Below are 17,406 nucleotides of genomic sequence, written 5' to 3'. Positions count from 1 at the left end.
CAGCTGGCAATCACCAGAAGTAAATTTAAGTTTGATCGTCTATCTCAGCATAGGGAGGAGAAAATTTGTCGTCAAGTGGAAAGAAGAAGGCAAAGAGATCGAAGACATGGTTCCAGATCTATGCTGCTGATGTGTTTCCAGGCCAATGGCTAGGAGAAACCCTAGCCTCCGATCAGGACAGTCTGATAGGAAGAAACGTGGAGGTATCTGTCAGAGATATAACAGGAGATTTTGCACATGAAAAATACAAACTGGTATTCAAGATATTCAGGGTTGATGGCTCTAAATCCTATGCGAGATTCGTCAAGGAGTTGCTTAACAGGGATTATCTCAGGTCGATAATACAAAGGAGGACGAGCAGAATAGATGTTATGTCAGAGGGCATAACAAAAGATGGGCATCATGTTAGAGTGTTCTATCTTATAACAACAGCTGTGAGAGTTAGACACAGCCAGGAAACTGCTATAAGGTTGAGAGCTAAACAGTATCTAGATGAGTTAATACCCCAGCTTTCCTTGGAAGAACTAGTGAGATCCTCTATATTCGAGGACCCAGCTAAAATAAACACAAATATCCAGGGATTATCGACGAAGATAGCCCCAGTTAAAAATATAGAGCCGCGAAAAATAGTGGTTTTAAGGTTTGGCGAAGCTCTTCCAGAAGTGGTGAGAGGAGAAGTTGAAAGCAGGAGTGTTAGCAGCGGGAAAGGGGAAGAGGCTTAGACCTATAACCCTAACCAGACCAAAACCCCTCATACCTCTTGCCGGGACCTCTTTATTGGATTATCATATTTCCGCCCTGTTTAAATCCGGTGTAGCCGAAATATCTGTTCTTGTAGGCCACTTATGTGAGCTTGTCGAGAAACACCTGTTCTCCTATAGTAGCATAAGAATATTCCGGCAGAAAGAGCTCATGGGAACTGGAGATGCCCTTTTAAATCTAGAAGGCTCCTTGAAGGAGGATTTTATCCTAACATATGCTGATGTTTACTTCAAATGGAACATGCTGGATGAGCTGATATCCGCCAAGGACAGAGCTGATCACGTGGTTGGAGTTGCAAGGGTAAAGGATCCTTGGAATTATGGGGTCATCCTTCAGGAAAATGGTTATTTAAAGAGAATTATAGAGAAACCTAAAAAGGGAGAAGAGCCATCCAATATGGTTGTCGCTGGGGTTTTTCTTTTCTCGCAGACAATATTTGACCATTTGAAGAACATAAGCCTATCTCCTCGAGGGGAATATGAGTTAACAGACGCCATAACAAGGGCTGTTACAAGGGGAGACAAGGTGGCTTTAGTCGATTTAGGTGATAAATGGACCGATATAGGCAGATTTGAGGATATTTTTTTGGCCCAGAAATACTTATTTGAGGATATTCTGGGCGGCTTTACTGATCCCCTACCCAAAGGAACGAAGATAGAAAGACCTTTGATCATTGGAGGGGATTTCAAGGTAGATGAGGATAAAAAACTGGAGGGCCCAGCATATATAGGAAGGGACTCCTTCATAAGGGGGTTCATTGGAAAGAACGTCACACTTGAGGAAGGCAACATTATTGGGAAAAACAGCTCTGTAGAGGACTCTGTGTTGATGAAAGGGGCCTCTTTAGGCGATAATACTATGATTAAGAGATCTGTTCTTTGCGATGGATCTTATGCGGAGGGGATAGAGCTAACCCCATCGGAATATGGTCTGATATTATCCTCAAATCAAGCTATCAGGTGTGCATGTAGAGTAAACGGATGGATTATTGTGTAATCATCTCCTCAAAAATATTTTAATAACATCTCTGTGCTTAAGTTCTGTCTCTAAAGAGATTCTCTCCTTAGTTCTAGCGTTTATTGCGAAGGCAGCTCTTTCGGCTACCTCGCTATGTATTCTCATTGCAAGATCGATAACTCTAGATCCTTTTGGCATTATAAAAGCATCTGGAAGGATGTTTCCATCTTTATCGCAGAATTTATTTTCATTTTCCACAGGAAAAACCACAACAGATCCTAGGACATCAAATACAGCAGATTCCAGCACTTTCTGCACGCCTGTCGATCCATAAACATCTAAGACCCTTTCTTCAATTAACTTTAGGGTTTTCCTTTGTGCATCGGTCAATTTTGCCTCATCTATGATGGAAAAGCTGCTGTCTCCTGGTTCGTATTTTATTAGCTTGCTTTTAGCTGCTTTCTTGAGTATCAGCTCGGCTTGAGACGAAACTGGAATTACAACCTCTCTAAGCTCTTTTTTCATTCTCTCAAAATTCTCTCCAGCTTTTGATACATCTATCTTGTTCGCAGCTATTAAAAAGGGCTTAGAATTTCTCCTCAAACATTCCGAAAACCTTAGAATGTCTTCATTTTTTCCTTGAAGAAGAATCTTTGGATTTAACCCACTCTCATCCATCGCTCTCTTTACATCTTCAGGTTTAACTTCTAGCCCAGACAACACATCAGAAAGCAACTTTTCCGGTTTTTCTCCAGATAGTATCCTCCTAGATACCTTTTCTAAATTTTTTCTCAAAATTCCAGCAATCCAGAGGGTGAACTCCTCCTCAACTATCTGAACATCCCTTATGGGATCGTGAGTTCCAGGGGGGACTGGTCTACCCTCATCATCCGTGGATCCAGCAGCATCTACGATTATTATATTTGCATCGCTCTTCCTTAGATCATCTAAAAACTGGTTGCCCAATCCTCTACCTTGATGTGCTCCTGGAACAAGGCCTGCCACATCCATCAGCTTGATTGGGACGAATCTGTTTATTCCATTACACCAACCGTATTTGGGATTGCACTTCACATTAAGCTCTGTGCAGACAGACCTAACTCTCACATATCCAATGCCCTCGTTTGGCTTTATTGTGACAAAAGGCCTATCTCCTATCTCCACCTCAGACATAGTGGCAGCTGAGAAAAAAGTGCTTTTTCCCACATTTGTCTTTCCAACTATTCCTAAGAGCATCTCAAAGTGAAGCAACCTTTCCTTTTATACTTTATGTGCAAAACTACATATATTAAAAAGTTAGGTTTTAAATCCCACAAGAGGAGCTCCTCGAGCAAGGTGAAGGAATTGCCAGCAAGGTTCTACGAGATGTACATATGGAGAAATAGAAAGAAGGATCCAGAGCTGGTAAAACTCTGGAGAGCTAGGTTGGTGGAATGGAGGAGACAGCCCGCCGTTGTCAGAGTGGATAAACCCACTAGACTGGACAGGGCTAGGGAGCTTGGATACAAGGCCAAACAAGGAATTATAGTGGTAAGAGTTAGGGTAAGAAGAGGAGGGAGGAGAAAGCCAAGACCTAGAGCAGGAAGAAAACCAGCAGGAATGGGAGTGGAAAAGCTAACTCCAGCGAAGAGCATAAGGCTTATAGCAGAGGAGAGAGCTGCTAGAAAGTTTCCAAATATGGAGGTTCTGAACTCCTACTATGTGGCCGAGGATGGAAAGTACTTCTGGTATGAGGTCATAATGGTGGATCCACACAACCCAGCTATTAAATCGGACAAGGACCTAAACTGGCTTCTCAATCCAGCCAATAAGAGGAGAGTTTTCAGAGGTCTGACAAGCGCTGGAAAAAAGATGAGAGGTCTTAGGAAAAGTAGAGGAATACCTCCTCATGTTAAAAGATTGAAAAAGAAGAGAAGGAGTAAACTTTGATGGGCCTTAAGGTGAGGAGGCTGGAAGTAGACTTCCTTACATATCCAACAGAGAGAGTGGATATTGCTCAGACGATAATAAGGAACTTAATAGAGGAGGACAGAGATTTTACTGTAATGAAAGTGCACTCGGAACATGGCTTTACAATAAAAAGGATTTTGCTCTCTATAGAGGGGAAAGAAGCTGAGGACAAGTGGAACTCCATAAAAAGTAGGATGGAAAGATCAGTGATAGAGGAAATAGCAAGTTCGCTGGATAGAAATTTGGAGGGTGCTAAGTTGCACATAAGATTTGATAAGCAGAAGTTACTTCTCAAAGATCTATCGCTATTCAAAGGAGGATACGGAGGAGCTGTAAAACTTATAATTCACTATTATAAACCATACTCAGTTAAAGATCTCCTCTCAGAAGTGCTGGATGATCTCCTTGCCGGCAAATGAGTTCATTGATTTAAAGTTCTCTGATGCTCTTAATTATAGAAACGATCTTGAAAGAGCTAAAATAATTGGTCTTGCTGCAATAGGTGTTATCATATCGTCCAAGGAAGATAAGAAGAATATAACATTCCAAGATGATGTGAAGATTATTTTAACAGCAGAAGTGGACACGTCTGAAAGTAAATGGATGCAAACTGCCAGAAAGTTGAGACCTCTAGTGGATTATCTTTCAGCTGTTCCTCACTCCTTAGTGGAGTGCAGAGAGGCATCTAAAGCGAAGATAATAGACTCTATTGTGATAAAGGTTCCTGATATGATATTTGATGATGTCTGTGCTGTTTATCTGGAGGAGAAAAAAGGGTTCTTGGAGGTGCCTCTCTTAGATTTGCTTTCAATGGCAAAGAAAGGTATAAACCTTGGAAATATTAGGAGGGAAATAGAGATAGCTTTCTTCAGGAAGGTCCCGGTTATAATCACAAGGATGAGATCTCCTAGCGGTCATCTTCTCGATAAAATAGCTTCTTATTCTGTGGCATACTCTTTACTAGGAGGTAGTTTGGATAGGTGGGTCTGCTCGGTGAGCACTTATCCATATCACGCTTTGGAGAGGAGAAATCTGCTTGACAAGGGTGTGAAAAAGGTTGAAGTTTAGGATATTAAGGTGGCTAAGTATGTTATGGTCCAGATTGAGAAGAAAAAAGTTAAAGCCTAAGATACCCATTGGAGTAAAGGATAGAAGGAGGTACATTCTCTTCAAGGTGGAGCCAGAATTTCAGGGAGATCTATCTGATCTTCTGAGGAAAGCAAGAAGCAAGATGTACGGTGTTGTGTGCGGTTCAACAATCGATTTTAAAGTTATGTATTTTAATGGGTCATATGGAGTTATAAAATGTACTAATAAGTCATATAGTGATGTAATCTTCCTTTTAGTAACATGTCTCCCGGAGGCCCAGGGCTACTTGCGGATCCTCTCGATCTCCGGGTCTTTGAGGAAGATAAGGGAGGTTTTAAATAGGGAGGGAAAGCCTAATATAATATAATATTTTAGCTGATATATAAAAAATAAACTCTTTATAAGCCCTCTGCGACAACAAAAGATAGGTGAGAAGTTTGGTATTTCCACAACTTTCTCGGGGATATGATCGGGCTATAACCGTCTTCAGTCCGGATGGTAGGCTTCTTCAGGTGGAATATGCTCTAGCTGCGACAAAAAGAGCTGCATTAGCGCTGGGAGTTAAGTCCAAGGAGGGTGTAGTACTTCTTGCTGTGAAGAAATATGTCTCGCCTTTAGCCGAACCACCAACAAAAATACACCAGATAGACAAGCACATAGGTGCTATAGCTGCAGGGCTTGTAGGAGACGGCTTAATGCTCATAGACAGAAGCAGACAGGAGGCACAATACAATAAACTAATATACGGAGAACCTATAACTGTGAAGAACTTAGCAAAGAGGATAGCCATGTTTAAGCAGCAGTATACCCAGTATGCTGGTCTCAGACCATTTGGTGTCATGATGATATTTGGAGGGGTTGACGATCAGCCCGAGCTTTACATAACACATCCTGGTGGAGCATTTTACAGTTATGAAGCTTATGCAGCAGGCATGAATTCAGATAAGGTGAACGATTACCTCAGAGATGGATACAAGCCGGATATGTCGCTTGAGGAAGCTCTAGTTCTTGCTGTATCTGCTGCAGCAAAGGGACAGGAGGAGCCTATAAATGAAAACACAGTTGAGATGGCTGTTATAGACACAAAAACGAAGGAGTTCCGGCTCCTTACAAAGGAGGAAATACAGAGGATAATAAACAAGCTTCCAAGAGAGGAGAAGCCCTCTTAAGGGGAAGATAACATGACTGAAACAGTGCTTGCTAGGCTGGAAAAAGGAGGGAAAAAATTCGAAATAGTGGTAAATGCAGATAAGGCATACCAGCTGCTCGAGGGAAAGAAGATCCCGATAAGCGATGTGATAGCTCTGGAGGAGGTATTTACCGACTTCAAGAAGGGACAGAAAGCCTCAAAATCTGATCTTAATTCTGTTTTTGGTACTACTGACATATATAAAATAGCTGAGATAATAATAAGGGAGGGGGAGGTCCAGATAACTGCTGAGAGAAGGAAAAAGCTGCAGGAGGAGAAGATGAACTGGATAGCAAGCTTTATACAGAAGAATTATGTAGATCCAAATACAAATGCGCCTCATTCTCTTCAGAGAATAATAAGTGCAATAAAAGAGTCCAAGGCAAAAATAGATCCATTTAAGGAACCAGAAAGACAGGTTAAGGATGTAGTTGAACAAATAAGAAAGTATCTTCCATTAAAAAGTTCTAAGATTAAAATAAAAGTTATAGTGCCAGCTTCAAGCTGGTCAGAGGTCAGAGGTTTCCTCAAGGGACAGGGAGATATACTATCAGAAAAGTGGTCCGAAGATGGATCAACTGTCAGTTTTCATGTGGAGATACCAGTTGGTGCTCAGATGCTTGTAACAGAGAGGATTGGAAAAATAGGGGGGAGAGTGGAGCTTTGAACAGATCTGAAGTCTATGTTAAGGATAGGGAAATTGTGATTCCCGGGCAAAAAATTGCAAAAGGGATGACACCAGGAGATAATGTGTATATCGACAAGGAGGGCTTCTTGAGATCGGCTCTTCTGGGTTTGGCATCTTTAGAGGGCAATAAAGTGGATGTAATTCCACTTGCATCAGCTTATATTCCAAAAGTGAATGATTTAGTCGTTGGAAAAATAGAAAAGATATCCGGGGGAACTATACTTGTCGATATAAATTCTCCATTCACTGCTGTAATAGTCCCGCCAAGAAACAACAAATTGGGTCTTGAGGTAGGCGATGTCATACTAGCCAAGGTGAAGGCTTTTGATGGAATGTCAAGCCCACTCTTAACGCTAGAATTTGAGGGTTTGGGCAAGATATCGGGTTGTGTTTTACTGGAAATAGATCCAGCTAAGGTTCCGAGGGTTATAGGGAGGAGAGGTTCCATGTTAAACATACTTTCGAGCAAAACTGGGAGCGAGATACTGGTTGCTCAGAACGGATTTGTTGTGGTGAAGCCAAGGGATCACAGGAGTCTTATGGCGATAATGAGGGCGCTTGAGGTGATACAGGAGGAATCCCACATATCAGGTCTAAGCGATAGAATATCAAAACTATTAGATACGATTTTAGCAGGTGGTTCCTGATGTTGTACGTTGAGAGAAGGCCTGAGAAGCTGATAGATGAGAATGGTCTTAGAACTGATGGCAGAAGACCGAGGGAGATGAGACCGATAAAAATGGAAGTTGGAGTGCTTGATAGAGCTGATGGCTCAGCTCTAGTTGAATGGGGAGGAAACAGAATACTTGCAGCAATATTTGGGCCGAGAGAAGTGCATCCAAAACACATGGCTTTGCCGGACAGAGCCCTAGTGAGAGTTAGATACAACATGGCCCCCTTCTCCACACCGGAGAGGAGAAAGCCTGGGCCGGACAGAAGGAGCATTGAGCTATCAAAAGTTATAAGAAACGCACTAGAACAGGCTATTTTCGTCGAGAAGTATCCAGGAGCGGCGATAGATATATTTGTTGAAGTCCTCAGATCAGATGCTGGCACTAGAGTGGCTGGAATAACAGCAGCCTCTTTAGCATTAGCAGAGGCTGGAATAGCGATGAGGGGGCTTGTTGCTGCTTGCTCTATAGGGAAAATAGGCGATGTCATTGTTGTGGATCCTGGACATGATGAGGACATGTGGGGAGATGCTGACATGCCTATAGCTGTGATGTTCGAGGACAGAGTGATAACTTTACTGCAAATGGATGGTCCGATGGACGAATCCCAATTCAATGAGGCATTATCTCTCGGTATGTCCTGCTGTGAACTCGTGTATGAGTTACAAAAAGAGGCTCTGAGAAGGCCTTTTGTGTTCGTGGAAAGAAAAGTTGTGGGAGGGGGTCAAACTGTATGAAGAAAGCATAGGTTCATCTCTGATGAAGGAATATATGCTGAAGGAATTGAAAAATGGAAAGAGGGTTGATGGAAGATCCTTTTATGAAATGAGAGAAATAGAGGTAAGACCAGGATCTTACACCAAATCCTGCGGGGAGGCTTGGCTTTCGTTGGGCGGAACTAAGGTTCTGGTTGGGGTAAGCGCAGATATAGGAGAGCCGTTTCCTGACACCCCAGAAAAGGGAGTAATGGTCTCTAATGTAGAGTTGCTTCCGCTTGCATCGCCAAGCTTTGAACCAGGTCCTCCAGATGAGAACTCAATAGAGCTAGCTAGAATAGTGGATAGAGCTTTAAGGAGCTCCAAATATGTTGACTTAGATAAATTAGTAATAGTTCCAGGAAAGCTTGTGTATCTTTTATTTCTGGACATGTATGTATTGGATCACAAGGGCAACTTAGCGGATGCTCTCACGCTAGCTACTGTGATAGCGCTCGCCAAATCTAAAATCCCAAAGGTAAGCTTGAGCTCAGATGGAACACCAGCGGTGATGAACGAGCAGATTTCAGTTCCGGTTAGCGATCCGGTGATGAACTTCACATTTGTTAAGATAGGGGACTACATACTCCTAGATCCTAATCTAGACGAAGAAATAGCATCCGATGCGATGATCACGATGGCCATAGATGGGCAAGGGAGAATATGTTCTATACAATTAAGAAAGGGGTTCTTTAGAGACGTTGAGATTAAAAAGATGTATGAGATTGCCAGGGAGAAGAGGAAGGAGTTGATGTCTGTGCTTGAGGAGGTGTTAAGAGTTGGTCAAGAGACCGCCTAGATCAAAGATATCGTCCGTTAAGTATGGATACAGAGTGAGAAGAAGAGCTGAGCAGGTCTTAATGAAAAGTAAGGCAGTGTATAAATGCCCCAACTGTGGAGCTTTGGCTGTCAAAAGAGTGTTTGTTGGCGTTTGGAGATGCAGAAAATGTGGTTTTGAGTTCACAGGAGGTGCTTGGGAACCGGAAACCTCTATAGCGACTCATGCAGAATCAGCGCTACAGCAGTGATCCTACTTGATTATATTCACCACATCAAGATATCCATCTCAGAGAACTAGATCCTTTATAAAGGACTTGTGCAGAGTTATTCCTGGAGCTATAAAGGTAAACAGAGGAAAAAGCTCTATAATCGACCTGTCCGAGAGGGCCATAAGGCTTGGTGCATCTAAACTTGTCATAATAGATCAGATAAAAGGGAATCCGTCTAGAATGAGATTTTTCGATGTCGCAAAGACTCCGCCGGAACCCAATCCAAGATCAATTCTGTTTTCTGGGGTTGCTTTAAGAAGAGAGATTACAGAAAAAAGGGTTCCAAAAGTGGAGACAATTGAGATAGCTTTTTCTGATGATAATATGAAGGAGCTGTCAAATTTATTAGGAGAGGGGATGGGCATATCAGTGCTCGAGTGTCCCATAAAGACAGAAGAGCTCGGGAAAGTGGACTCAGATGTTGTGTTGTTTGTTCATCTAAATAAAAGACCGGCAATAAGCTTCTTTTTGACGGATCCAGTGGAGGAGCTGGGACCCAGAATATACATAAAAGGGGTGGCATATTTATTTGATAGAGATAGAGATAAGGCTTAGGGGAGATAAGGAATTTCTGAATTTGATAACGCTCTCGCTCAAGCCTGATTATAAGGATATCTTATTTGAGAGGACAGATGACACTCTCTTGGTGAAATTCAGCGCAGATGAGATAACAAAAGCAAGGGCTATGTTCAATACTATAACAAGATTAGTTCAATCAATAACAGATATATATACCCTTGCTAAGGAGGAAAATTTATTTAGATAGCGGTGATATGGTATGGGCCGGTAGTCTAGCGGCTATGACGCCGCCTTGACGAGGCGGAGGCCGTGGGTTCGAGTCCCACCCGGCCCACTTTAACATCTTTCTTTTTCTGTCCTTCAGATTAATGATAATCCTTATTCCTTTCTGTATATGTCCCTTATAACCATTATTGCCAGCAGGACAACTAAAATAGCCTTTCCATAGATAGTCTGTGTAAAAGCAAGTATATATCCTACGAGAGGAATCCTAAACGGATTACCGGATACCTCAATCACCTTTCCATAGATATCCTCAGGGGATCTGTAGCCGGGATCTGGATAGAGATTGTTGTCACCTTTAGTGAAAATTTTACCATCCTCTATCGCCACTACCCTGTGGACTATTGGCGTGCTGCTCCATGGTACTTCAAAGACAATTATATCCCCTACTTTAAGGTTCATGGGATCCACTTTTTGCACCAGGATTAAATCCCCTGGTTCAAGTGTGGGCTTCATAGATCCTGACATAACAACAGCTAGCGGATACTTAACCCCAAAAACTAAATTTAGTCCAAAATCTACAAGGACTAGCAATAATAGAGCTACTAAAATGATGTACACTATCTCTTTTGCTGCTCTTCTGTAGAGGGAGCTCAAGTAAAATCCCCTTTTCAAATGGCTTTCACTCTTTTTATATCCTCCTTTCTCACTTTCTTTATTATTCTATAACCACACCGAGGACACTTATAGTCCTTAAAGAATTCCTCCATCTCGCTTTTCGAGAAAACGTAACCACATCTCATACACTCGTACATACGCCTATCCTCAATGTTCCATTTAAAAACTTAACCTAGAAGTTCTATCTTCTCCGGAGGGATCCCCCACTTTATAAGCATCGGCTTGACTTTTTTCACATGATTTCCCTGAAGTATTATGGTCTTCTCTTTCTCCTTATATGTACCGCCGCATGCGAGCTTGCTCTTCATATCCTTTAACAACGATCTAATATCCAGCTCCCCAGGATTTAAGCCTTCTATTAATGTAACCTCCTTTCTATACTTCCTTCTTTCTGATCTCACTGTTATCTTCTGTTCTTCTCTCTTAATCTCTCCACAAACGCATAATTCCTTAGGAAGACCACATACAGGACACCTATCCTCAACCATAAAACTTCCCTTCTCCTGTCAGTTGTTTAAGGTCGGAATTTAAGCTTACCGGTTAACGTCTCCTTATGATTAATGGTAAAAACAACAGAACAAGGGTGAATTATTCATGCTCATTGGCTCAATTATCCTGTTGTAATACTTCTTTTAAGGCCAACTTCTTGACTGCTATCCGAAGATCAGATTAAATATGTTAATCCTCTTTAGGGGGTGTATCTGTATATCTCAAAGAGCTTCTTTCAGGCAATCTAAGGCCTTTATAACCTAATTCTCAGCCCAAAAACAGATAGATAGTTCAAAATTACATAAGAATAGCAGCTATTCATACTAAATAACCTAGGCGGGCTATATCATTCCCCTTCAGTGCTTTGTTGCTTCAGAGTAGGTCTTATTCTCTCAAGAAGCTCCTTATACCTGTTCCTTACAGTGACCTCAGTAACTCCAGCTGCTTGAGCTAGTTCTCTTTGTGTTCTGTGAATCCCCTGCTCTTGGCAAGCCATATAAACAGCAGCAGCGGCTACACCCACGGGCTCTCTTCCCATTGTAGCACCCATCTTTCTCGCAAGCTTTAATATTCTCGTTGCTTGGGTTGCTACCTCCTCTGAGAGACCTAATTTAGTGCATATATGATAAGCAAATTTCTCCGGCTTGGGAGGAGGTATTTTTATTCCTAGTTTTCTGAAGAGAAACCTGAAGCTTCTGCCCACATCCTTCTCCTTGAGTCCAAAAAATTCTGCTATGCTTTCAAGAGTTCTTGGGATCTCCATCCTTCTACATGCAGCATAGATCACAGCAGCCACCATCGCATCCATGCTCCTTCCCTTTACTAATCCCTTTCCTGCAGCCATTCTATATAACATGGCGGCATCCTCCACAGCCTCTTCCGGTATGTTCAATGTCTCAGCAACATCCTTTATCTTCATGAGGGCTGGTTCTATTGTCTTTTCCTTTGAGTCACTGACATGCTTCTTTGTTCTCTGAAACCTTTTTGCGGACTTTTTACTCACGCTATCCTGACCAATAAAACCTGTATCCAGACCAAAACTTGGTCTTGTAGGAGATATCGGAGCCCCAGTATGGGCTCTCTTTATGTATTCATCTGAATCAAAAGCTCTCCATTCTTTTCTCTCTGTGGGAACGCCAGAAGATATTATAAGACCACAATCAGCGCAAACTAGCTCACCTGCATCAGGATCTTCTATTATATTAGTACTCCCACATCTGGGGCATCTAAGTTCCTCCTCTTTTTCCAAGACTAACCCCTCACAAACCGAAAACTTTTTATCAACTAAAATAGGCATCAATCGGTATATAAAGTTTTCGGTTTGTTTAAGAGGGTTACTTTCTAGTGCAATACCTGTGCGAACAATCGAAGTAAAATATTATTATTTTTATCTTACTTCAGGATAGTACTCAAGGGGTTTTCCTTTAAAAATAACTTTCAATTCATTAAATATTAGATATAACAAAATCCATCCGATCCCCTGTTTTCTCAATCTTCTGGCTGAGCTTAGAACAGACATCTTCCTGCTAAAGACGGATTTTCCATATTTATTAGCCTTCATTGAGAGCAGTATGTCCTCAGATAGTTTTGTATTTGGAAAACCACCTAATTTAATGAAGAAGTCCTTTCTGTAAGCCACATTTAATCCAAGAAAGTGAGTTATCCTGAGGAACCTTGTGACCCTCACAAGAAAATCGTACGAGAAGATATAGGCGATCTTCAATAAAATGCTTGAGTCATAGGGATAAACAGGACCAGAGGCCATCAAAACCCCTTTCTGGTTGAATGCCTCGGTTATTGCTTTTCCCCATTCATCGTTAACTAAGGTATCAGCATCGACAAAAGCCAGTATATCTCCTTTTGCCACATTTGCCCCAGCATTTCTTCCCTTTCCCGGACTATTAAGCCTAGGATCTACTAAAACTATATCTGCGTATCTTCTAGCTATTTCCACTGTTTTATCTGTGCTTCCCCCATCTGCTACTATTATCTCCCCTATATACTCTCTCTGTCTGTTCAGAGAAATTAGACACCTTTTTATGTATTTCTCTTCATTTTTCGTTGGTATTATGACGGAGATCATGGAATCACCAGGGATAAAGCTCCAGCTGCAAGGCTCATTGTGAAGTTCACAGATCCATTCCCAAAACCCTTTACTCCCGCTAGGTATCGAGTAGAATAGCCGCAATGGATCTTCTTTTCTGTTATTCTTCCGCAAACAGGACAAATTCTCTTCTCCTGAACTAAGGCTCCAAGAATACTATCAAAAAGACTTCCAAGAAAGCCACAAAAGGCAGGGATCATAAGAAATCTGATACTTCCACCAGAGATAAAGTAAGATTCAAAAGATATGGGGAGTGGAGAGAGCAAAGCTGTAACTGTACCAAGAAGTGATACAGCACCTGAGGTTCCAGCAGGAACTCTTTTCCAAGAGAACAGGAGGATAGGATCCTTCTCGCTTAGAACTCCTATCTCATTACTTAAAGTATCTGATGTGTCAGCAGCTATCGAACTGAAGAAAGCCAAAAGAAAGGCATCGTTTGAGCTAAATCTCCAGATAAGCAGGAAGATCAACGGAGGAACGCCGTTTGATAGTACATTGTTCCAACTTCTTCTTCCCTTTCTGTCCTCAGCAGCGCCTTTTATCTCCTTCAAATTATATTTATACACTGTAAACATAGATCCAAGAACGAAGAAAGTGAGCAATGGAAGGAATAGCAAAAGTCCTCCCAGAAGAACAGTAACAAATCCTACGATAATTCCTGAAGCTAGGCCCGATAGATTTACAGCGTCTTTTTTATAACCTAATAATGCTATAATCATAACTAATAACAGACCAACCAGCTTATCGTCCAACATCGATATCCTCTCAGCGATAGCTTTTTTAAACAGGTGGTTGCTGAAAGTCAATGGAGCATCCGTCATATAACGGGGCCGTAGTCTAGCTTGGTTCAGGATGCCAGCCTGGGGCGCTGGTGGTCGCGGGTTCAAATCCCGCCGGCCCCATAGCTAAAGTTCCTTCTGCATATAGAAAATTCCCTGTTCTCTATGATATCCAAGCTTGCGAAAATACTCTCTTGCACCTACACCAGATATAACAAGGATCTTCTTCACATCAAAGTCGCTTACAGCGATTTCCTCCATCTTCTCCATAAGACTTCTTCCAAATCCTCTGTGTTGAGCACTTTCTTCATTAAATGAGCCTATCGGCACCTGAATGCCGTACACATGAAGTTCTCTTACTATTCCAATGTTCCCATGGATTGGGACTCTGAACCTGAGAAGGCCCATGAGAACGTCATTTTTTTCATCTTCAATGGTCAGGAAAACTTCTGTTCCTCCACTAGCCTCATAATCTTCTCTTAGTATGCTTATATTCTTGAAATCTGGCTTTATCCCCCTAGCAATAGCATGTCCAACCTCTCTGTACCTTATCTCCTTTATCCTTATTCCTCTCCTCTCCAACTTCTCCTCCACTAATTGCCTTATATTTCTCCTTTTCACTCCTGCCTCTATTCTCTCGATCGGAATATCCCTCTGAACATGCTGCACCCTTATCCATCTGGGCATTATCTCATAGACTCTTGCCAGAAGATCTACAGCAGCGTCATCCTCTAGAGGATAATATCTTCCTGACTTCCACTCCTCAAACAGCTTTGTCCCTTTTATGACCAAGGTTGGATATATTTTAAGCATATCTGGCTTGAAAGAGCTGTTCTCGAATATCTCCTTGAACATCTCAAAATCTCTATCTAGATCACTTCCTGGTAAACCCGGCATTATATGATAACACAGTTTATACCCCTTATCCTTCAATACTCTTGTGGCCTCAATAGTATCCCTTACTGTGTGACCTCTCTCAACTCTTCTCAGCACATCATCATATATCGACTGAACTCCTATCTCCACCCTAGTGACCCCAAGCCTCAGCATGAATTCTGCCTGCTTTTCCTTTGCCCAATCAGGTCTTGTCTCCACAGTCAAGGCTACACATCTTGAGCTAGCTTTTTCATTTCTCAGATGAGCTTCCTCTATGCCCCTGCTTCTGTAAGAAGTGCTTGAGGGGAAATCAGTCAGGGCATCAAAGCAGTCCTTTATGAACTCCTCTTGATACTGTTGCGGCATTGCTGTGAAGGTTCCGCCCATCACTATCAATTCCACTTTTGAGGGATAGTATCCTACATCCATAAATTGTTTCAGTCTATCCTGAACTTGTACATACGGATCATATCCAACTTTGCTTGCCCTGACAACAACAGGTGATTCCTCTACATAACTTTGAGGTATATTCTCTCCACCGGGGCAATAAGAGCACCTTCCATGAGGGCATTTGCTAGGCTTCGTCATTACTGCTACTACAGCCACTCCTGATAACACCCTAGCATGTCTCACCATTTTCGACTCCCTTTCTAGCTATCACCACATGGTTTCTGGGAAAAATTCCCTCCTCATGAATAGTTATCTCATAAAAACCAGCTTTTTTAACTAAACCCACAAGCTCTCTTCTTGAGAAGAGGTGATAGTATCTCTTCTCTTTTCCCCATGGAATATATGTGTCCCACAGCTCTTTAACTCTACCCAAGATTCTATCTAATGCCATTCTAGGGATTTTTTTGAGAAATCTGGGCTGAAAAACAGACCATACTGTTATTAATACTTCTCCTCCGCAAGATGTCACTCTAAATATCTCCTTTAACGTTTTCAATCTCTCCGGCTTAGACGGCACATGATGTAGTGTTGCAACAAGCAGAATGCAGTCAAATGCATTGTTTCTGAATGGAAGGGATGTGATATCACACTGTACTAGTTCAGCATCGGGGATCATCTTTCTTGCTATTCTGAGCATCTCTATTGATATATCCACCGAGAAAACATCAGAACCCACATCTAAAAAGTACTTTGAGTTCCTTCCAGGTCCACATCCTGCATCTAATACTCTTCGGCCGTGTACAAGCTTTATTTCAGGCCAAGGCTTTCTCCTCTTGCTGCTGTAATCACCTGCTATTTTATCGAAGGTGTGCATGATTTCTCTTTTTATAGTAAGGATATCCTCAAACATAATCTTCCTGCTACCTCAGGGAAACAGTTTTTATAAAGACCACATTAAGTTGCAGGGCGTAGTCTAGCTTGGCTAGGATGGAGGCCTCGGGAGCCTCAGACCCGGGTTCAAATCCCGGCGCCCCCATTTTAAAGCTTCTCCTTTCTCATATCAACTACATCCATAACATCTTTTCCTGTTCCAACAAGGGTCACGGGAACTTTCAGCTCGTTCTCAACCATATCTATGAAATCCCTTGCTTCTCTGGGAAGATCTTCATATCTTCTGGCTCCTGAGGCCCCTGGAAAAAGCACATCTAATTTTGTTATCGCTACTTGCGTGGCACTATTCAGCATGACGGCTCTCTTCGCAAGCTTGAAATTGAAGGGAGCCGACCTTCTCTTTCTCCCTGTTACCGTGGCTACTTCCAGCATTCCCAGCCTTCTGGCCTCCTCCTCACTGTACTCATTCTCGAGAGGCCCTCCCCCAACTCTCGTTACATAAGATTTAAATATAACTAGGATGTCATCTATTTTCTTCGGTCCCAGACCCACGTCTGAGCATATAGCTGAGGCAGTCGTGTCTTTGGATGTGCAGAATGGATAGTAGTCTGTATGCCATAAGGAGAGAAATGTGCCTTGGGTTCCCTCAATGAGAACTTTTTTCCCAGAATCGACTGCCTCATTTACTATTTTTGGAACATCTTCTATATATTTCTGAAGCTCCGGCACATCTCTTGCTATCTTAAGCTTTCTAAGGACTCTCTCTGCATTTGCAGGACCTGTTCCCGTTCCTGTAGTGCCTACAGTTCCCTTTAAGTGAAGGTCAGAGGAATCCATCTCTATATGTCTCCTCTCTATTATACCACAGTTTTTATCCATGTATATTCTGTTTTCAGCTCCAGTGATTTTTATCTCATTGAAAAAGACCTCGGGATTTATCAACACACCAGGGCCTATCAAGAGAAGAGATCTCTCATTAACGAAAGCGGATGGGATCTGTCTTAGCTTGAACTCCTTCCCTTTAAACACAACAGTGTGTCCAGCATTTGGCCCTACCCCTCCTCTGACTCCTATATCCACATCATCTGCAAGGGAAAGATAACTCAGTATCTTCCCCTTTCCTTCATCTCCATAGAACCCTCCAACAACAACAGTAGCAGGCATTTCTACCCCAACCAGCTTTTTTAACCAAAAAGAAAAAGATTCCTATTCAATAAGTCTGACATATAGCTTTTTATTTTCACACCCCTGATTTTCCGGGCTCCGGTGGTGTAGCCCGGCCAAGCATGGAGGCCTCTCGAGCCTCAGACCCGGGTTCAAATCCCGGCCGGAGCATACTTCTTACCCT

At 42.2% G+C, this 17,406-nt stretch carries 24 protein-coding genes and 4 tRNA genes; 18 read left to right on the top strand and 10 right to left on the bottom strand.

Features of this window, described 5'->3' with window-relative positions; all coding sequences use genetic code 11:
• The first annotated feature begins 65 nt into the window (after positions 1–65).
• Both D6D85_RS09640 and D6D85_RS09635 read left to right on the top strand, forming a co-directional pair.
• Positions 66–722, top strand: a complete 657-nt coding sequence (locus D6D85_RS09640; protein WP_125671833.1) for a 30S ribosomal protein S3ae — start codon at positions 66–68, stop codon at positions 720–722.
• Entirely contained in the window at positions 679–1,758 is a 1,080-nt protein-coding gene (locus D6D85_RS09635; RefSeq protein WP_125671832.1) for a sugar phosphate nucleotidyltransferase, read from the top strand. The genes D6D85_RS09640 and D6D85_RS09635 overlap by 44 nt, the downstream gene beginning before the upstream one ends.
• Here D6D85_RS09635 and D6D85_RS09630 read toward each other — a convergent pair whose 3' ends face one another.
• Positions 1,759–2,955, bottom strand: coding sequence for a redox-regulated ATPase YchF (locus tag D6D85_RS09630; RefSeq protein WP_125671831.1), 1,197 nt, complete (start codon positions 2,953–2,955; stop codon positions 1,759–1,761).
• Positions 2,956–3,084: 129 nt separating this feature from the next.
• On the opposite strand from D6D85_RS09630, the gene D6D85_RS09625 reads away from it, so the two are divergent.
• From D6D85_RS09625 to D6D85_RS09565, 13 genes are all read left to right on the top strand, one after another.
• Positions 3,085–3,648 (top strand): 50S ribosomal protein L15e, encoded by a 564-nt coding sequence (locus D6D85_RS09625; RefSeq protein WP_125671885.1) that lies wholly within the window; start codon positions 3,085–3,087, stop codon positions 3,646–3,648.
• Positions 3,648–4,088: an RNA-binding domain-containing protein gene (locus tag D6D85_RS09620; protein WP_237558816.1), complete on the top strand. Its 441-nt coding sequence runs from the start codon at positions 3,648–3,650 to the stop codon at positions 4,086–4,088. The genes D6D85_RS09625 and D6D85_RS09620 overlap by 1 nt, the downstream gene beginning before the upstream one ends.
• Positions 4,066–4,737 carry a hypothetical protein gene (locus D6D85_RS09615; RefSeq protein ID WP_125671829.1) on the top strand — a complete coding sequence of 224 codons (672 nt, stop codon included), beginning with the start codon at positions 4,066–4,068 and terminating at the stop codon, positions 4,735–4,737. The genes D6D85_RS09620 and D6D85_RS09615 overlap by 23 nt, the downstream gene beginning before the upstream one ends.
• A gap of 19 nt (positions 4,738–4,756) precedes the next feature.
• Complete coding sequence (locus tag D6D85_RS09610; RefSeq protein ID WP_125671828.1) at positions 4,757–5,125, top strand: Rpp14/Pop5 family protein; 369 nt, start codon at positions 4,757–4,759, stop codon at positions 5,123–5,125.
• Between the two features lie 61 nt (positions 5,126–5,186).
• Positions 5,187–5,927, top strand: coding sequence for an archaeal proteasome endopeptidase complex subunit alpha (locus tag D6D85_RS09605; protein WP_237558813.1), 741 nt, complete (start codon positions 5,187–5,189; stop codon positions 5,925–5,927).
• A 12-nt stretch (positions 5,928–5,939) separates the two neighbouring features.
• Positions 5,940–6,614 carry a ribosome assembly factor SBDS gene (locus D6D85_RS09600; RefSeq protein ID WP_125671827.1) on the top strand — a complete coding sequence of 225 codons (675 nt, stop codon included), beginning with the start codon at positions 5,940–5,942 and terminating at the stop codon, positions 6,612–6,614.
• Entirely contained in the window at positions 6,611–7,282 is a 672-nt protein-coding gene (locus D6D85_RS09595) for an exosome complex protein Rrp4 (protein WP_125671826.1), read from the top strand. Before D6D85_RS09600 ends, D6D85_RS09595 begins: the two co-directional genes overlap by 4 nt.
• Positions 7,282–8,043, top strand: coding sequence for an exosome complex exonuclease Rrp41 (rrp41, locus tag D6D85_RS09590; protein WP_125671825.1), 762 nt, complete (start codon positions 7,282–7,284; stop codon positions 8,041–8,043). The genes D6D85_RS09595 and rrp41 overlap by 1 nt, the downstream gene beginning before the upstream one ends.
• Positions 7,997–8,860 (top strand): exosome complex protein Rrp42, encoded by an 864-nt coding sequence (gene rrp42 / locus D6D85_RS09585; RefSeq protein ID WP_237558812.1) that lies wholly within the window; start codon positions 7,997–7,999, stop codon positions 8,858–8,860. The genes rrp41 and rrp42 overlap by 47 nt, the downstream gene beginning before the upstream one ends.
• Positions 8,841–9,089, top strand: a complete 249-nt coding sequence (rpl37ae, locus tag D6D85_RS09580) for a 50S ribosomal protein L37ae (RefSeq protein WP_237558811.1) — start codon at positions 8,841–8,843, stop codon at positions 9,087–9,089. Before rrp42 ends, rpl37ae begins: the two co-directional genes overlap by 20 nt.
• 6 nt (positions 9,090–9,095) lie before the next feature.
• Complete coding sequence (locus D6D85_RS09575) at positions 9,096–9,665, top strand: Brix domain-containing protein (protein WP_125671823.1); 570 nt, start codon at positions 9,096–9,098, stop codon at positions 9,663–9,665.
• A complete protein-coding gene (locus D6D85_RS09570) occupies positions 9,640–9,876 on the top strand; it encodes a hypothetical protein (RefSeq protein WP_125671822.1) in 237 nt (78 codons plus the stop codon). Before D6D85_RS09575 ends, D6D85_RS09570 begins: the two co-directional genes overlap by 26 nt.
• Before the next feature lie 14 nt (positions 9,877–9,890).
• Positions 9,891–9,963: transfer RNA gene (locus D6D85_RS09565), tRNA-Val, on the top strand.
• A gap of 44 nt (positions 9,964–10,007) precedes the next feature.
• Here the strand turns inward: D6D85_RS09565 and D6D85_RS09560 are convergent.
• The 6 genes from D6D85_RS09560 to D6D85_RS09535 all read right to left on the bottom strand — a co-directional run bounded on the left by D6D85_RS09560 (position 10,008) and on the right by D6D85_RS09535 (position 13,874).
• Positions 10,008–10,508 (bottom strand): signal peptidase I, encoded by a 501-nt coding sequence (locus D6D85_RS09560; RefSeq protein ID WP_161969810.1) that lies wholly within the window; start codon positions 10,506–10,508, stop codon positions 10,008–10,010.
• A 14-nt stretch (positions 10,509–10,522) separates the two neighbouring features.
• Positions 10,523–10,666, bottom strand: coding sequence for a DNA-directed RNA polymerase subunit P (locus tag D6D85_RS09555; RefSeq protein ID WP_125671820.1), 144 nt, complete (start codon positions 10,664–10,666; stop codon positions 10,523–10,525).
• A 30-nt stretch (positions 10,667–10,696) separates the two neighbouring features.
• Positions 10,697–11,017, bottom strand: a complete 321-nt coding sequence (gene yciH / locus D6D85_RS09550) for a stress response translation initiation inhibitor YciH (RefSeq protein WP_125671819.1) — start codon at positions 11,015–11,017, stop codon at positions 10,697–10,699.
• 347 nt (positions 11,018–11,364) lie between these two features.
• Positions 11,365–12,267, bottom strand: a complete 903-nt coding sequence (locus tag D6D85_RS09545) for a transcription initiation factor IIB (RefSeq protein ID WP_161969809.1) — start codon at positions 12,265–12,267, stop codon at positions 11,365–11,367.
• A gap of 138 nt (positions 12,268–12,405) precedes the next feature.
• Positions 12,406–13,101, bottom strand: coding sequence for a glycosyltransferase (locus tag D6D85_RS09540; protein ID WP_125671817.1), 696 nt, complete (start codon positions 13,099–13,101; stop codon positions 12,406–12,408).
• Complete coding sequence (locus tag D6D85_RS09535; RefSeq protein ID WP_161969808.1) at positions 13,098–13,874, bottom strand: DUF92 domain-containing protein; 777 nt, start codon at positions 13,872–13,874, stop codon at positions 13,098–13,100. The genes D6D85_RS09540 and D6D85_RS09535 overlap by 4 nt, the downstream gene beginning before the upstream one ends.
• Before the next feature lie 74 nt (positions 13,875–13,948).
• Between D6D85_RS09535 and D6D85_RS09530 the strand changes: the two genes are divergently transcribed.
• A tRNA-Pro gene (locus D6D85_RS09530) sits at positions 13,949–14,024 on the top strand.
• Positions 14,025–14,027: 3 nt separating this feature from the next.
• Here D6D85_RS09530 and D6D85_RS09525 read toward each other — a convergent pair.
• On the bottom strand, positions 14,028–15,413 hold the full coding sequence (locus D6D85_RS09525) for a tRNA uridine(34) 5-carboxymethylaminomethyl modification radical SAM/GNAT enzyme Elp3 (RefSeq protein ID WP_125671815.1): 1,386 nt from the start codon (positions 15,411–15,413) through the stop codon (positions 14,028–14,030).
• Positions 15,397–16,041 carry a class I SAM-dependent methyltransferase gene (locus tag D6D85_RS09520; protein WP_161969807.1) on the bottom strand — a complete coding sequence of 215 codons (645 nt, stop codon included), beginning with the start codon at positions 16,039–16,041 and terminating at the stop codon, positions 15,397–15,399. Before D6D85_RS09520 ends, D6D85_RS09525 begins: the two co-directional genes overlap by 17 nt.
• Positions 16,042–16,131: 90 nt before the next feature.
• Here D6D85_RS09520 and D6D85_RS09515 point away from each other — a divergent pair.
• Positions 16,132–16,203, top strand: a tRNA-Pro gene (locus tag D6D85_RS09515).
• A gap of 2 nt (positions 16,204–16,205) precedes the next feature.
• Here the strand turns inward: D6D85_RS09515 and D6D85_RS09510 are convergent.
• On the bottom strand, positions 16,206–17,222 hold the full coding sequence (locus tag D6D85_RS09510; protein ID WP_125671813.1) for an adenylosuccinate synthetase: 1,017 nt from the start codon (positions 17,220–17,222) through the stop codon (positions 16,206–16,208).
• Between the two features lie 96 nt (positions 17,223–17,318).
• Here D6D85_RS09510 and D6D85_RS09505 point away from each other — a divergent pair.
• Positions 17,319–17,393: transfer RNA gene (locus D6D85_RS09505), tRNA-Glu, on the top strand.
• Positions 17,394–17,406 lie beyond the last annotated feature (13 nt).

The organism is Candidatus Methanodesulfokora washburnensis (assembly GCF_003947435.1).
Classification (GTDB): Archaea; Korarchaeota; Korarchaeia; order Korarchaeales; family Korarchaeaceae; genus Methanodesulfokora; species Methanodesulfokora washburnensis.
The sequence above is the reverse complement of the archived record's forward strand: the minus strand, read 5'-3'. Positions and strand labels throughout refer to the sequence as shown.